The organism is Thermoflexus hugenholtzii, assembly GCF_018771565.1.
In the GTDB taxonomy this organism is placed as follows: Bacteria; Chloroflexota; Anaerolineae; order Thermoflexales; family Thermoflexaceae; genus Thermoflexus; species Thermoflexus hugenholtzii_A.
Window position 1 is genome coordinate 2,782,160 of the sequence record NZ_CP076326.1, and the last position, 14,313, is coordinate 2,796,472.

A 14,313-nucleotide genomic window follows, 5' to 3' on the forward strand; every position below is an offset into this window, starting at 1 on the left:
CCGCTCCGGATGATAAATAATGAAGGATAAGGCCCGACCAATGAGGACAGCACGCCTTCATTATAACTCAGACCACGGGCGGGACCCCGGCGGCCGGACCGGGGATGGGTCCGCCGCATGTAGCGATGGGGAGAGGGAAAGGGTAATAATTAACTCAGCGCAAGAGGGAGGTCCGGACGATGGGTTCGGCGCTGGGGACGGAGGAGCGGGTGGATCGGACGGCCCTGGAGGAAAAGCTGCGGGCCCTGCCCGCGCGGCCGGGGGTCTACATGTTCCGGAACGCCCACGGGGAGGTGATCTACGTGGGCAAGGCGGTCTCGCTCCGCCATCGGGTCCGCTCGTATTTCCAGAGCGGCGCCGACCTCTCCCCCCGCGTCCGGCGCATGGTCAGGGAGATCGCCGATCTGGACTTCATCGTCACGGATTCGGAGCTCGAAGCCCTCATCCTGGAAGCCAACCTGATCAAGAAGCACCGGCCGAAATACAACGTCCGCCTGAAGGACGACAAGCGCTATCCCTACATCCGGATCTCCGTCCAGGATCCCTACCCCAAAGTCACCATCACCCGGCGGATCGAGAACGATGGCGCCCGCTATTTCGGCCCCTACACCTCCGCCAGCGCCGTCTATCAGATGCTGGACGAGCTGCGGCGGATCTTCCCCTATCTGACCTGCGACCGGACGATCACCGGGCGGGATCCCCGGGCGTGCCTTTACTACGATCTGCGGCGGTGCCTGGGGCCCTGCATCGGGGCGGTGAGCCAGGCGGAATACCGGGCGATGATCGAGGGGTTGATCCGCTTCCTGGAGGGCCATACCGAGGAGGTGGTCCGGGATCTGGAGGCCCGGATGTGGGCGGCGGCGGAGGCCCTGCAGTTCGAGCGGGCGGCCCAGCTGCGGGACCGCCTGCGGGCGATCCGCCAGGTGATGGAGCGACAGAAGGTGGTCTCCACGGTGGCTGCGGACCGGGACGTGATCGCCATCGCCCGGGCCGACGGGGAGGCCTGCGTGGAGGTGTTCTTCATCCGCCAGGGCCGCCTGATCGGCCGGGAGTATTTCGTCCTGGAGGGCCTGGAGGACGCCGACCTGCAGGAGGCCCTGGCCGGCTTCCTCAAGCAGTTCTATCAGGCCGCCGCCGAGGTGCCCCCGGAGATCGTGCTGCCGGAGCACATCGAGGAGGCGGCCATCATCGAGCAATGGCTCCGCCAGCGACGGGGCGATGCGGTGACTCTCACCGTCCCCCGGGAGGGGGAGGCGGCGGAGCTGGTGCGTCTGGCGACGGAGAACGCCATGGAGACCCTGAACGCCCTGCGGGCCCGCTGGCTGGCCGACCGGCACCGGCAGGAGGCGGCCCTGCAGGAGCTGGCCACCGCCCTGGGCCTCCCGGCTCCCCCCGCCCGCATCGAGGGCTTCGACATCTCCAACACCCAGGGGACCGCCGTGGTGGGCAGCATGGTGGTCTTCATCCACGGTGTCCCTTTGAAGGCGCACTACCGCCGCTTCGTGGTGCGCACGGTGCAGGGGCGACCGGACGATTACGCCAGCATGCGGGAGGTGCTGACCCGGCGTTTCCGCCGCTGGCAGGAGGCGAACGCCTCCCAGCGGCTCCCGGGCCAGAAGCCGGATGAGAGCTTCGCCATGCTCCCCGACCTCCTGCTGGTGGACGGGGGGAAAGGCCAGCTGGGGGTCGCCCTGGAGGTCCTGGAGGCCTTCGGGCTCCGGGAGCGGGTCCCGGTGGCCGCCCTGGCCAAGGAGCGGGAGGAGCTCTTCCTGCCCGGCCGATCGGAGGGATGGCTGCTGCCGCGCTCCTCGCCGGCCCTCTTCCTGATCCAGCGCATCCGGGATGAGGCCCATCGCTTCGCCTTGAGCCATCACCGGGCCCGGCGGGAGCGCCGCTCCATGGCCTCGCTTCTGGAGGAGGTCCCGGGCATCGGGCCGAAGCGGCGGCGGGCGCTGCTGGAGCGCTTCGGCTCCCTGGAGGCCATCCGTCAGGCCCCGCTGGAGGCCCTGATCGAAGCCGGGCTCCCCCGGGCGGTGGCCGAACGGTTGAAAGAGGCCCTCGGATGAAAGCGTTCCCTCCGCCTCCCTGGCCCGCCCTCCCCGCCGGGCCGGAGGAGGCCCTGGCGGTTTATGTCCACATCCCCTTCTGCCGCTGGCGTTGCAGCTACTGTGATTTCAACATCTACGCAGGGATGTCGCGCTGGTTCGCCCCTTACGTCGCGGCGCTGGGACAGGAGATCCAGTGGTTCGGCCGGGCGGCCGGGCGGCCCCGCGCCCGCACGATTTACATCGGCGGTGGGACCCCCTCGTTGCTGCCTCTCCCGCTTCTCGAGCGCCTGTTCGAGGCGCTCCGGGAGGCCTTCGAGATCCCGCCCGGGATCGAGATCACCATGGAGGCGAACCCCAGCGGCCTCTCCGTGGCCTATCTCGAGGGCGTGCGGGCCCTGGGGGTCAACCGCCTGAGCTTCGGGGTGCAAAGCGCCCATCCGGAGGAGCTGCGCCTGCTGCGCCGGGATCACACCTTTCAGGAAGCCCATGATCATTTCGCGATGGCCCGCGCCGCCGGCTTCGCCAACCTGAACGTGGACCTCATCTACGGGCTGCCCGGCCAGACCCTGCGCCGCTGGCAGGAGACCCTGGAGGCTGTCCTGGCCTGGGGCCCGGAACATCTCTCGGCCTATGCGCTGATCGTGGAGGAACGCACGGCCCTCCACCGCTGGATCCGGGAGGGGCGGATCCCGGCGCCGGACCCGGATCTCGCGGCCGAGATGTATGAGTGGACGCGAGAGCGCCTGGCGGGGGCCGGCTATCGGCACTACGAGCTCTCCAACTGGGCGCGGCCGGGTTATGAGAGCCAGCATAACGCCGTCTACTGGCGCTACGAGCCCTACGTCGGTTTCGGTGCGGGGGCCTGGAGTTTCCTGAGGGATCGTCGCTGGATGAACGTGCGACATCCGAAGGACTACATCGGGCGGATCGAGCGGGGGGAGAGCCCGGTTGCCGAGGAGGAGATCCTCCCGCTGCCGGTGCAGATGGCGGAGATGGTCATCCTGGGCCTGCGCCGGGTGGAAGAGGGCGTCGAGGAGGCGTGCTTCCGCGCCCGTTTCGGCCAGGGCCTCATGGAGCGCTACGGGGCGGTCATCGCCGAGCTGGAAGATCTGGGGCTGGTCCGGTGGGACGGCGTCCGCCTGCGCCTGACCCCCCGGGGGCAGTTGCTGGGGAATCAGGTGTTCTGGCGCTTTTTATAGGCGAGTTGAGGGGCGGGGCACGGATCACCTCCCCCCACCGGGCCAGGAGGTCGAGGGGGCGCGCGGTCCGCGGCAGCGTCTCCCGGCCCGCGAAGCGGGGCAGGTCCCGCACCCCGACCATCGTGAGCCAGAGATCCCGCCGCATCGGCCTCACCTCCTTAGCCGGCCCGGTGTCGTGGTGGGCGCAGCCACTTTAAATATTTATCAGCCAAATGTGAGCATTTCGTGAACATTTCGTTAATCCCCCTCGGGCAGGCCCGGCCCGGCAGCGAGGACCTCCGGCTCAGGCTGCCGCGCTCCGCTCATATGGCCGGTGTTCGAACCCTATGATTGGCACGATTTTCATCGAGAATATGGAAGAGGGATTCCCGAACCGGATTCTCTTCGGCTGAATGGTGGGAGGTCCGGCGAAAGCGATCATGCCGGGATCACAGGCTGGGAGCATCGGGGCCGTCAACCGCTCCGGGGACCCTAAGGGTGGCAGGGGGTTTCATCCGCATCTCGCTGGGTTGGAGAGCGGTACGCGGGTTCAACCGCTGAATCCTGTTTACGGGGGGCCTTCGGGGGCCTGGTCGGCCCGGGAGAGAAGATCCTCCAGGCGCAGCACGCGGAAGAGGCGCTCGCGGGCCTCCGCGGGCATGGGGGTCCGCCCGTAGCGGCGGTAAAGCTCGATGGTGCGGCGGGTGGTGTGGAAGACGACGTGACAGTCGGGGCACTCCGCGAGATGCCGCTCCAGCTCCCGGCAGAGGTGCTCCGCCAGCTCCCCATCCAGATAGAGCGAGATCCGGCTCAGCCACTCCTCGCAACGCCCGGGCATCGGGTTCACCCCCCGTGGGCCTTCAGATCCTCCGCAAAGTAACGCGACAGATGCTCCCGCAACCGCAACCGGGCCCGATGCAGACGGGTTTTCACCGCATCGGTGGAGATGCCCAGGATGCGAGCCACCTCCTCGGTGGAGAGACCCTCCCCATCCCGGAGCAGAAACACCGCCCGCAGGCCCGGCGGCAGGCTGCGGATGGCCTCCTCCAGCACCGATCGCAGCTCCGCCCGCAGGAGCTCCTCCTCCGGCAGGCAGCACCAGTCGAACAGCTCCCGGGGGACCTCCTCATCATCGCCCAGGGTCAGCGGCTGGTCGATGGAGATCGTCTCCGGCTCCTTCCGCCGAAGCCGCATCAGGGCCAGGTTGTAGGCGATGCGATACAGCCAGGTGCACAGCCGAGCCTCCCCCCGGAAATCCTTCAGGTGCTGGAAGGCCTGCAGAAACGTCTCCTGGAGCACATCCTCCGCTTCCTCCCGGCTCCCCAGCAGCCGGTAGGCCACATGGTAGACCGTGTCCCCGCACCGGTCGATCACCGCCGCGAAGGCCTGCCGGTCTCCCCGCCGCAGCGCAGCGAGTAGATCCGCCTCCGAGAGATCTCCCGTAGATCGGCGATCCGCAGCCATCTCGAAGGGACCTCGCCCTCAGGTTCGGCCCACCCCGCTGATTCTGATTGTAAGAGCGCGTGGCTCGCTCGTCCAGAATCACCAGCCGGATGCTTGCCAGAATCCCGTTCCGCCCCATAAAATTTGAGCGCAGTTACATCTTGGTCCTGGGCGCGTGATCTTTCCACAGACCGCAGATGGGTGTTGAGCGGATCGGTAAGGCGGCTCCGGATCCCCGCTGAAGAGGTAGAACTGCGGGGCGCTCTTCTCGAATTCCTCCGCATCGGACCTCATCGGGGGAAGGCCCCTTTGGGGATCAGGGAAGGCTCCCCGGTTCGGAGATCGCCGGAGCGCGATTCTTCCGGAGACTTATCGCGAGTTGGGAGTATGTCCGGAATAGAACGCCGCTGGACCCTGCAGCAAGCGCTGACCCGACTGTTCCTGGAGCTGACCCGAGCCCATCCCCGAATGGAACCGATGATGGCCGCCGGGCTGGAGATCGTGGTCGGCGCCCTGGATCTCCCAATGGGGATCCTGGAGTTCCGTCCCCGCCCGGAAGGCCCTGTTCTCCGGATTTTCCGGGGACTCCCGGAGGAGTCCGCCGGCGCCCTCCTGGCGGCGCTCCGGGACCTCACCTCGGATCGGCCCGTGTGGGTGCGGGATGTGGAGGAGGCTCCCCCCATGCTCCGGGAGGCGCTACGGGCCGCCGGCCTGGGCGCGGCCGCGGGCCTCCCCATGGGCGGGGGTCCGGGATGGGCCGGAGGCCTGATCCTCGGGAGCCCGAAGCCCCGGACCTGGGGAGCGGAGGAGCGGGAGTTCCTGGAAGGCGCGGTCCAGGCCATCGGGCTGGCCCTGGAGCGGGCGGCCCTGCATCAGGCCGCTGCCCGCCAGGCGGAGGAGCTGGCTTTCCTGAACCGTTTGGCCCTCCGGGCCAACCGCGCCCAGGATCTCTACGAGCTCTTTGCGAGCGTCCTCACCGAGCTGGTCCAGCTGATGGGCGCGGATCGGGGAGCCGTCGCGCTGATCGCCTCCTCCGGCGATCACCTCGTCGTGGTGACGGAATACAACCCCGTCGGCACGCCTTCCGGCCTGGGCGAGCGCATCCCCATCCCGGACAACCCTTCCATGGCCTGGATCCTGCAGGAGCGCCGTCCCCTCGCGATCGAGGATGTGCAGACGGATCCCCGCATCGCTCCCGTGCGCGCGATGCTGAAGCGCGTCGGGGTGCGCTCCATGCTTCTGGTCCCTTTGTGGATCGGGGAGTGGATCGTGGGCACCCTGGGGATCGACTACGTCCGCGAGCCGCACGTGTTCACCCCGGAGGAGATCCGCCTGGCGGAAACCGCCGCCCATCAGCTGGCAGACGCCCTCAAACGCTTCCGGATGATCCACATCCTGCAGGCTCAGGCGGATCGGCTACACGTGCTGTATCAGACCGCCCGGGCGCTGGCGGAGCTTCAGGACCTGCCCGCTCTCCTGACCCGGGCCCTGGAGGAGATCCTGGCCCACCTCCCGGCTGACGGCGCCAGCGTCTACGTGGTGGATCCGGCGGATCCGGATGTGTTGCGCGCGGTAGTCGCGCTCGGGTATTCCACCGTGCCGATGGTTCGTCTTTCCTCTCAGGCGGCTGAGGAAACCATCACCGCCCAGATCGCGATCCGGGGCGAGCCGGTGTGGGTGGAGGAATGCGATCGATATCCTTATCCCCCGATCACCCGGCGGATCCTCATTCAGGAGGGGATCCGCAGCCACGCGGCCCTCCCGCTACGGCGGGGCGCCACGCTCCTCGGAGTGCTCCACGTGGTGTGGCGAAGGCCGCGGGCCATGGATCCGGAGACCCGGGATCTGCTGGAGAGCCTGGCGGATTTGCTGGCGACGGGGATCCACAGCGCCCGGGTGTTCGAGGCGCTGCAGCGAGCCCTGGCGCAGCGGGAGACGCTGAACCGGGCCCTGGAGGAGGCGCTGACGGCCCGGGAGCAGATGATCCAGAACGTCTCCCACGAGCTGCGCACCCCCCTCGCCGTGGCGCTGGGGTATCTGGAGCTGCTCGCGGAGGGTGCCCTCGGTCCGTTGAGCGCATCTCAGCAGGAAGCGGTGGCCATCGCCCGGGAGCGGCTGGGCCAGCTCCACCGCTATATTGAGCTCCTGCTCACTCTGCAAACCGTGCGGGGCGCTCCCCAGCTCCACCGGCCCCTGGATCTGCGTCGGCTGGTGGAGGCCGTCGCTCGTATGATCCGGGCGCGCCCGGATCCCGAAAAGAACCCCTTCGAAGTCCGGCTCCCGGCCGAGGCGGTGTGGGTGGTCGGGGACGCGGAAGCGCTGGCGCATGCGATCGGAGAACTGCTGGACAACGCCTTCAAGTTCTCCCCTCCAGGCGGACGGGTGGAACTGGAGCTGGCCTCAGAGGGTGGGATCGCCCGGGTGATCATACGGGATGAGGGGATCGGGATTCCGATCGAGTCCCTCTCGCGGGTGGGGGAGCCGTTCTATCAGGTGGATGGAGGGACCACCCGGCGGTTCGGAGGGATGGGCATTGGGCTGGCGGTGGCCCGGAGCGTGGCGGAAGCCCACGGCGGCCGCCTGCGCCTGCACCCCCGCGCGCCGCGGGGCGTGGAAGCCGTCCTGGAGATCCCCCTCAGCGGATCTCCGGAGGGATCTGCCGCGTAAGAGGCGGGGAAGGGGGCGCCATCCGCATCCGACGGAGCCCGCGCAACAGCAGCAGCCCCTCCAGCCCGATCGCCAGGCTGTTGGCGAGGGCGGGTCCGGAAGGACCCAGGGCATGGGCGAAAAGAGGGGCCATCCCGAGATAGGCCGCCGTCCCGATGGCAGCCGCCGCGAGAGGCCGGAGGAAATCATGTCGGGCGTAGAAGGCCCGGGCGGCCAGCTCGGCGATGGTGTAGGTCAGCAGCCCGGGAGCGAACATCCGCAGCGCCGCCCCCACGGCTTCCACCGACGCCTCGCCGAAGGCGCCCCGGGCCAGCATCGTCCGCACCAGGGTCTCTCCGCCGAACCAGAGCGCCCCGCCGGCCAGGAGGCTGAGCCCCCCTGCGACCCGCAGGGTCCGGACCAGATCCTGCCGCAGGGCCTCCGGGTCGCCCCGGGCGGCGTGAGCGGAAAGGGTCGGGAGGAGCACCGTGGCCAGGCTGGTGCTGATGAGGGTCTGGGGGACCTGCATCAGGCGCCAGGCGTAGGCGAGGGCGGCCACCGCCCCGGGTGCCATGCCGCCCACCAGCCGATAGCCCCAGGCGATCTGAAAATACGCCAGGGCGACGATCAGGCCCCGCAGCAGGAGCAGGCGTCCCGCCTGCCGCAGGCCCGGATGCCGAAGGTCCACCGCCCAGGCCCAGGGCCAGCGGCGCAGCCCCGGCAGCAGGCTGAGGTTATGAAGAAAGGCCCCCAGGATCACCCCCCAGGCCAGCCCGACGATGCCCAGGGGGGCGGCCAGGGCCAGCGCCCCCAGGATCGGCCCGGCGTCCGCCAGCACCGAGCCCAGGGCCGGCCATGCGAAGCGGCGGGCGGTGTGGAGCACCGCCGTCAGCACCCCGCTGAGCCCGAAGAGCACCGTCCCGATCCAGAGGATCCGCAGCAAACGAATGGCCACCTCCTGTCCCTCAGGGGGAAGGCCGGGTCCGAAGACCCGGCAGACCCAGAAGGGCGCGCTCCCGGCGATGAGCAGGCCGGCCAGGGTCAGACCGATCAGGGTGAGAAGGGCCGCCGTGGTGGCCAGGCGGGCGGCTTCATGGGGATCGCGCAGGGAGAGCGCGGTGAGCACCGGCACCAGAACCACCGCCAGGGTTCCCCCGGTGAACAGGAAGAGGAAGTCCGGCATCACCATGGCGACGTCGAAAGCGCTCTTCTCCAGCCCGGTCCCGAAGCGGGCGGCGACCACGATTTGAGCCAGGAAGCCAGTGAGCTTCCCCGCCAGCCCCAGGCCGGCCACCACGGCCGCCGGCTGCAGGATCTGACGAAGAAACCGGAGGGTGCCGGCATCCAGGAAAGGCGCGATGCGCCACAGGCCTTCCGCCCACTCCCCGAAGCCTTCCCGAGAGGTCGGATCGCACCGCCGTTCCGGCCTTCCTCCCGATCCCATCCCCCACCTCCCGGCACGATCCCGCGGGATCGATCCCCCCGCCGCGCCTCACTTCCACGGCTCGGCGTAAAAGTCCAGATACGCCTCCAGCGCCCCGGCCCACAGGGCATCGTCGTGGCCCCCCGGATGGATCTCGAAGCGCACAGAGGCCCCGCGCCCCTGCAGGATCTCCGCCAGCTGCCGGGCCCCCTCCAGCGCCCAGTCCGCATCCCCGGCGTCCAGGTAGATCCGGAGTCCCAGCAGGTCGGCTTCCTGGGCGAGAATGAGAGGATCATACGCCGGCGGGGCAGCGTTCACGCTCAGAGCGGGGCTGTGTCCCCCGACGCTGGCGAAGGCCTCGGGATGGCGCAGGGCGATCTCCAGGGCCCACACCCCGCCCCGCGAGATCCCCCCGATGGCCCGGGCCCACCGCGCCGGCATCGCCGGGTAACGCGCCTCGACCTCCGGGATCAGCGCCTCCATCACCACGGCCTCCACCGAGCCGGGCCCGCCGCTGGTCCCCAGGTATAGATCGTCCGGGAAGCCCGGCAGCACGATGAGGAAGGGCGGCCAGCGGCGGACGCCGATCCCTGCCGCCATCGCCTCATCGATGCCCAGCTGGTCCCAGTGCCGGTGATCATAGGGATACCCATGCAGGAGATACAGGGTCGGATACCGGTGCCCGGGATCCAGGCAGGGAGGCAGGTAAACCTGATAAGGGATCTCCAGCCCCAGGGTGGGGATCGGAAGAGAGGCGCGCTCCCAGCGGCCGGGCGTGCAGGTCGGCGTGGGCGCAGGCGTTGAGGTGGGCGTTGCCGTGGGTGTGGAGGTTGGAGTCGGCGACGGCGTCGCCGTGGGCACGGGCGTGGGTGTGGGAGGCGGCCAGGTGGGAAGCGCCATCCGCGCCCGAGGCCCTCCGAGAAGCGCCAGGTTCAACAGGAGCAGCAATCCAACGAGCGCCAGCCAGGGATCTTTCCGCATCTCCTCTTTCATCCGGGGCCGGGATCTTTTTTCCGGGGTTCGCGTGGCTCGCTCTTCAACGGACCACGGCGCCGGGGAGCCCGGCGCGCGCGTCCTCGATGCGGATCCGCCAGCGAAGATCCAGGGGCTCCGGCAGTCGATCCGGCGGGAAGAACCCCACCTCCAGGGATTCCGCTCCATCGGCCTGGAGGTGCCCTCCGATGATGCGCGCCTCGAAGCAAGCCACCACCGGCTGGGAGCGATCCCCGTTCGGGTAGGTGAACGTCCACGCCGGATCCGTATAGAGGCCGGTCAGGCGGAGGGGCTCCACCTCCAGGCCGGTTTCCTCCCACACCTCCCGGACCAGGGTTTGATCGATGCGCTCGCCGATCTCCATGATCCCCCCGGGGAGGCCCCATTCCCCGTTGTCCTCGCGGCGCTGGAGGAGGATCTCCCCCCGATCGTTGAAGATCACCGCGCTGGTGGCGGGGACGACCAGGGGGGCGGAGCCCACCCGCGCCCGCAGGCGCCGGATGGTCTCGCCCGGTCGTGAAGCGAGGCGGCCGGGGGCGCCGGTCCGAAAGGCGGCGGCGGGATCGTGGCGACGGAAATCGGCGATCATCGCCGCATACCAGGGGGGAAGGGGCGGCAGCTCCGCCAGGGACACCCAGTCCAGGGCCAGGGATTCCCGTCCGTCCGGGCGCAGGGTGCCCCCTGCGGGACGGGCCAGAAAGCAAGCGGTCACCGGGTGGACGACGTCGCCGTTCGGGTAGCGCACCATAAACTCCGGGGACGTGTAGAGGCCGATCAATCGCTCCACGCGGATGGAGAGGCCGGTCTCCTCCCGGACCTCCCGGTGGAGGGCCTGGAGGAGGGACTCGCCGGGCTCCATCACCCCGCCGGGGAGCCCCCAGGCCTCGAAGTCGGCCCGGCGCTGCAGCAGGATCCGTCCGGCCTCGTCGACGATGAGGGCGGTCGCGTAGACCAGCCAGACCGGCTCCGGGCCGATCCGCTCCCGTAGCCAGCGGATGTAATCCATCGCGGCGCAGGCCTCCTCGGTAAAGCAAATCGGGCGCGGCCTCTGCCGCGCCCGGGATGGTGGCCCCGGCGGGATTTGAACCCGCGATCTCTGCCTTGAGAGGGCAGCGTCCTAAACCGGGCTAGACGACGGGGCCACGGTCCTTGCATTTCAATCTTACCGTGGGAGCCTTCCTCCGTCAAGACGGAGCGACCCGGAGGCGCGGAGGCTCGTGCCCCCGCACGCCGGATGGAGACGGGTCACCGCATCGATGCGGCGGCCGTCCACCGTGATGAACTCGAAGGTGATCCGGCACGCGTTCGCCTCCACCCGCATCGCCCCATGCTGGGCCCAATAGCGAACCCGGCTGCCGGGGACCGGGGCGCGGAAAGGGTAACGAGCGGGATGGCCGCCCAGCCCGTTGACAAAGTAGAGGACCCCGTCCCGTTCGATCCGTTCGTAGACGTGGTCGTGCCCGGCGAGGACGGCGGCGACCCCCCAGGCGGCGAAGGGCCACTGGAGGGCGGGGGTGGAGCCGTGCAGGCCCGAGGAGTAAGGGGGGTGATGCATCACCACGAGGCGCCACGGCGCATCGGAGGCCTTCAATCGTTCCGCCAGCCAGCGGGCCTGGCGGGAGTCCGCGGTGATCCCGTCGGGCTCGTGAGGATCGCTGTCCAGGAGGAACAGGTGCACCGGACCCCAGCGGACGTCGTAATAACGCTCGTTGCCGGGCAGGTCGAAATATTCGAGATAGGGCCGCGCGCCGGCGGCCGCCCAGTCGTGGTTGCCCAGGACGGGGAAGAAGCGGTTGCGGTCGGCGCCCGGGCCGTAGCGGCCCCGGTAAGGGGCGATGAACGTGTGGTAATACTGCCCGATGTTCGCATCGATGGTCCGAGCTTCCCCGCGCGGGTAGTTGTTGTCCCCGGTGGTGACGATGAAATCGGGATTCCAGCCGCGGACCAGCCGGGCCACGGCCTCGGCGGCCGGACCGGCCTGCCCGTAGTCGCCGATCACGGCGAAGCGCACGGATGGGGTCGGTGTCGGGGCTTGGGGCGCTCGATCCCCCGCCGAACCACGGGGATCGGCGAAGGCCAGCGCCCCGAGCAGGAGCAGCCCGAACCCTATTCGCTTCCACACGCGCATAGATCCTGTCTCTCTAGATCCATCGGCCGAGGGTTGCGCTTTTTTTCGTAACAGACCGTTAAGGGTCCATTAGTTACGAGTTGTCTCCATGCTTTTATAGAGAAGGCATTTCACCAACGAATCTCGGAGAGTTTGGCTAAAAGGAGCTGTTACATGATCCGCTCCTGGTATGAGGATGAACGTGCAGGGCACATTGGCGCAGAGGTTCTCTGCGGATCCCCTTAAGGGATCCCGTTCGCCAACTATGACGCAAATCGGAACCCTCAAATGGGCCAAATCTTCTCGAGATACAGCAATTTCGGGCAAAGCTTCCACCATGGCAGCTAGTGCCAGAGGATCGTTGAAATAGCGTGTCATCAGCATAACGAATGTGGTATGGAGAACCCCAGGCTTACGTCGAGCCTCGGGCCAAGCAGCGCTGAGAGGTCCAATCGCCCGGCCTGCCCGGAGCTGCTGAGCGATAGCTTCCAGGGACTGTTGAAAATCCCTTTCTTCAGGATTGGCCCATCCTGCGCCCATTATGCTAAGGGTACGCACCCGCTGGGGATACAACACGGCAAATTTCAGGACGAGGAAGCCTCCGAGCGAATAACCGACCAGGTGAGCGCTTTGGATCCCCAATTCATCCATCAACGCGGCGATGTCTTTCACCATCTCCAAACCATAGGCCTCTGGGCTATGGGGCTTATCGCTCAAGCCATGCCCGCGCAAGTCCATGGCGATCACTCGAAAATGAGCTTTAAGTTCATTGTGAATTCCAGGCAACCGCCAGTTTAAATCAGCGTTGGTAGCGAATCCATGGACTAAGATAACGGGCTCCCCTGCTCCCTCATCCGTATAATGAAGGTGGATGTTGTTGACTTCCACATATTGGCCGACTACACGGTGGGTTAGCTTGAAGTAAAAGTAGAGGGAGCTTATTGCGACCGCTAGAATCAAAGTTAAGAACAGCAAGACTCCCGAAGTCCAGCGCTTCCGGATTTTGCTCTTCATTTTCCTCGTTCCTCAACGAGACCTGCAGCCTCTGGTGGGATATATCTTCCCTGAGAGAAGATTTCAACGGAGGCCAGGACGCGCTATTGCTTTATGTGTCAGAGGGCGGTCTGCTAAGCACCCCTCGGGTGAGAAAGGTGAGCACAGCCCGGGAAAGCGGCTTTCACGGGCCCTCAATAAGCACCCGGTGAGGATCCACCCGGTTGTTCAGCGGGGCGATCTCCACGTCCTCGTGGATCAGGCCGGCCCAGAAATACAGGGGGTTGCGGGGTGGCACGTAGGTGATCCGGATGCAGCCGGTCACGATGGCCGTTCGGCCCGCCGGCAGATAGTAATACGGCCGGCCGTCGATGATCCGCACCTCGAGATCCTCCGGGCGGCCCACCGCCCAGCGGAAGGGGTAGTTGCGCAGGGAGGTGTCGAAGTCGATGCCCACCCGCCAGGCCCCGGATTCCTCGGCCCAGCCCTCCGGCCGCCCCGGCTGCGGCGTGTTGAAGGTCTGATCCAGATCATAACAGGTCCCGGGGGGCGGCCCGCTGGTCCGGATCGGAACCGCCCCGTAGTTATGCACCGTCAGCGTGAAATAGAGGAAGCCGCCGAGGTTGACCGGGATGTAATCCCCGGTCCCTGCGGAGATGTCCGAACGGAACTCCACCCGTCCGTTGAGGATCTCCGCCCGCGGCACTCCGCCCTCGCGGATGGTCAGGGTTCCGGTGACCACATCCCGAAGCCCCAGGGCGTCCTCCGCCACCGCGTAGACCGTGTAGGTTCCGTCGGGGGGCGGCTCCTGGCCTCGATCGACGCCGGCGTCGTAGTCGAAGATGTGGCATCCCTCCTCGCCGGGCTTGCGCAGCTGCACCTCCTTGCGGGGGACCGGGTAACGGACGCCGTCGGCGCCCTCCAGGTAGACGAGGATCTGGGCCGGTCGGTTGATGCAAACGTTGATGGTCGCCCGGTCGCTCAACCCGTCCCGGTTGGGGGTGAACTCGGGGGGCGAGATGCTGAAGCCGGTGATGCGGAGAGCCTGAGGGTGCGATCCGCTCACGGTGAGGGTGCCGGTGATCTGCGCCGTCTCCGATCCGTCCCGGGCCTCCACCACCCAGGTGTAATGGCCGTCGGGGAGCAGCTGGTTCTCCACCACCCCGTTGAACAGGACCTCATATTCCCCCCGAGGCCGGGGTTGTTCCCGCCGGAAGTAGCGGGGGGTCCCGTCCGGGCCCACGAAATAGATCGAGACGATGGCGTTCCGACCCAGCGCGTAACGGATCGCCACCACCTCGTTCCGGCCGTCCCCATCCGGAGTCAGGAGATCCGGCTGGATCGTGGCGGAGCGCAGCAACGGGGCCGGCCGGCATGCGGACAGGGCGAGCAACAGCCCGATCAGACCGAACCATCGTCCGAAGCGCCGCATCTCAGGAACGCGCATAGCCTCCGGTCCTCATGAGGATCAATCCCGGATGA

The 14,313-nt window shown here is 67.9% G+C and carries 11 protein-coding genes and 1 tRNA gene; 3 read left to right on the forward strand and 9 right to left on the reverse strand.

Annotation, left to right across the window (positions count from 1 at the left end; translation table 11 throughout):
• Positions 1 to 179 precede the first annotated feature (179 nt).
• Complete coding sequence (uvrC, locus tag KNN16_RS12620) at positions 180 to 2,066, forward strand: excinuclease ABC subunit UvrC (RefSeq protein ID WP_303897316.1); 1,887 nt, start codon at positions 180 to 182, stop codon at positions 2,064 to 2,066.
• Positions 2,063 to 3,247: a radical SAM family heme chaperone HemW gene (gene hemW, locus KNN16_RS12625; protein WP_303897319.1), complete on the forward strand. Its 1,185-nt coding sequence runs from the start codon at positions 2,063 to 2,065 to the stop codon at positions 3,245 to 3,247. The genes uvrC and hemW overlap by 4 nt, the downstream gene beginning before the upstream one ends.
• A gap of 547 nt (positions 3,248 to 3,794) precedes the next feature.
• Here the strand turns inward: hemW and KNN16_RS12630 are convergent.
• Both KNN16_RS12630 and KNN16_RS12635 read right to left on the reverse strand, forming a co-directional pair.
• Positions 3,795 to 4,064 carry an anti-sigma factor gene (locus tag KNN16_RS12630; protein ID WP_299284834.1) on the reverse strand — a complete coding sequence of 90 codons (270 nt, stop codon included), beginning with the start codon at positions 4,062 to 4,064 and terminating at the stop codon, positions 3,795 to 3,797.
• A 5-nt stretch (positions 4,065 to 4,069) separates the two neighbouring features.
• Entirely contained in the window at positions 4,070 to 4,690 is a 621-nt protein-coding gene (locus tag KNN16_RS12635) for an RNA polymerase sigma factor (RefSeq protein WP_299284831.1), read from the reverse strand.
• A 366-nt stretch (positions 4,691 to 5,056) separates the two neighbouring features.
• Between KNN16_RS12635 and KNN16_RS12640 the strand changes: the two genes are divergently transcribed.
• The gene (locus KNN16_RS12640) at positions 5,057 to 7,336 is read left to right on the forward strand and encodes a GAF domain-containing protein (protein ID WP_303897324.1); all 2,280 of its coding nucleotides are present in this window, start codon (positions 5,057 to 5,059) and stop codon (positions 7,334 to 7,336) included.
• Here the strand turns inward: KNN16_RS12640 and murJ are convergent.
• The 7 genes from murJ to KNN16_RS12675 form a co-directional block, all read right to left on the reverse strand.
• Complete coding sequence (gene murJ, locus KNN16_RS12645; RefSeq protein ID WP_303897325.1) at positions 7,305 to 8,759, reverse strand: murein biosynthesis integral membrane protein MurJ; 1,455 nt, start codon at positions 8,757 to 8,759, stop codon at positions 7,305 to 7,307. The genes KNN16_RS12640 and murJ overlap by 32 nt on opposite strands.
• Positions 8,760 to 8,807: 48 nt before the next feature.
• The gene (locus KNN16_RS12650; protein WP_303897326.1) at positions 8,808 to 9,719 is read right to left on the reverse strand and encodes an esterase family protein; all 912 of its coding nucleotides are present in this window, start codon (positions 9,717 to 9,719) and stop codon (positions 8,808 to 8,810) included.
• A gap of 55 nt (positions 9,720 to 9,774) precedes the next feature.
• Positions 9,775 to 10,737: an NUDIX hydrolase gene (locus KNN16_RS12655; RefSeq protein ID WP_303897327.1), complete on the reverse strand. Its 963-nt coding sequence runs from the start codon at positions 10,735 to 10,737 to the stop codon at positions 9,775 to 9,777.
• Between the two features lie 57 nt (positions 10,738 to 10,794).
• Positions 10,795 to 10,873: transfer RNA gene (locus KNN16_RS12660), tRNA-Glu, on the reverse strand.
• A 20-nt stretch (positions 10,874 to 10,893) separates the two neighbouring features.
• Positions 10,894 to 11,859: a metallophosphoesterase gene (locus KNN16_RS12665; RefSeq protein WP_303897330.1), complete on the reverse strand. Its 966-nt coding sequence runs from the start codon at positions 11,857 to 11,859 to the stop codon at positions 10,894 to 10,896.
• A 69-nt stretch (positions 11,860 to 11,928) separates the two neighbouring features.
• The gene (locus KNN16_RS12670; RefSeq protein ID WP_303897331.1) at positions 11,929 to 12,852 is read right to left on the reverse strand and encodes an alpha/beta fold hydrolase; all 924 of its coding nucleotides are present in this window, start codon (positions 12,850 to 12,852) and stop codon (positions 11,929 to 11,931) included.
• Between the two features lie 163 nt (positions 12,853 to 13,015).
• Entirely contained in the window at positions 13,016 to 14,278 is a 1,263-nt protein-coding gene (locus KNN16_RS12675; RefSeq protein ID WP_303897332.1) for a hypothetical protein, read from the reverse strand.
• Positions 14,279 to 14,313 lie beyond the last annotated feature (35 nt).

Bases quoted from the DNA above. Each gene is read 5' to 3' on its own strand.
- KNN16_RS12665 (WP_303897330.1), bottom strand. From the start codon at position 11,859: ATGCGCGTGTGGAAGCGAATAGGGTTCGGGCTGCTCCTGCTCGGGGCG.
- KNN16_RS12670 (WP_303897331.1), bottom strand. From the start codon at position 12,852: ATGAAGAGCAAAATCCGGAAGCGCTGGACTTCGGGAGTCTTGCTGTTC.
- KNN16_RS12655 (WP_303897327.1), bottom strand. From the start codon at position 10,737: ATGGATTACATCCGCTGGCTACGGGAGCGGATCGGCCCGGAGCCGGTC.
- KNN16_RS12675 (WP_303897332.1), bottom strand. From the start codon at position 14,278: ATGCGCGTTCCTGAGATGCGGCGCTTCGGACGATGGTTCGGTCTGATC.
- hemW (WP_303897319.1), top strand. From the start codon at position 2,063: ATGAAAGCGTTCCCTCCGCCTCCCTGGCCCGCCCTCCCCGCCGGGCCG.
- KNN16_RS12635 (WP_299284831.1), bottom strand. From the start codon at position 4,690: ATGGCTGCGGATCGCCGATCTACGGGAGATCTCTCGGAGGCGGATCTA.
- KNN16_RS12640 (WP_303897324.1), top strand. From the start codon at position 5,057: ATGTCCGGAATAGAACGCCGCTGGACCCTGCAGCAAGCGCTGACCCGA.
- uvrC (WP_303897316.1), top strand. From the start codon at position 180: ATGGGTTCGGCGCTGGGGACGGAGGAGCGGGTGGATCGGACGGCCCTG.
- murJ (WP_303897325.1), bottom strand. From the start codon at position 8,759: ATGGGATCGGGAGGAAGGCCGGAACGGCGGTGCGATCCGACCTCTCGG.
- KNN16_RS12630 (WP_299284834.1), bottom strand. From the start codon at position 4,064: ATGCCCGGGCGTTGCGAGGAGTGGCTGAGCCGGATCTCGCTCTATCTG.
- KNN16_RS12650 (WP_303897326.1), bottom strand. From the start codon at position 9,719: ATGCGGAAAGATCCCTGGCTGGCGCTCGTTGGATTGCTGCTCCTGTTG.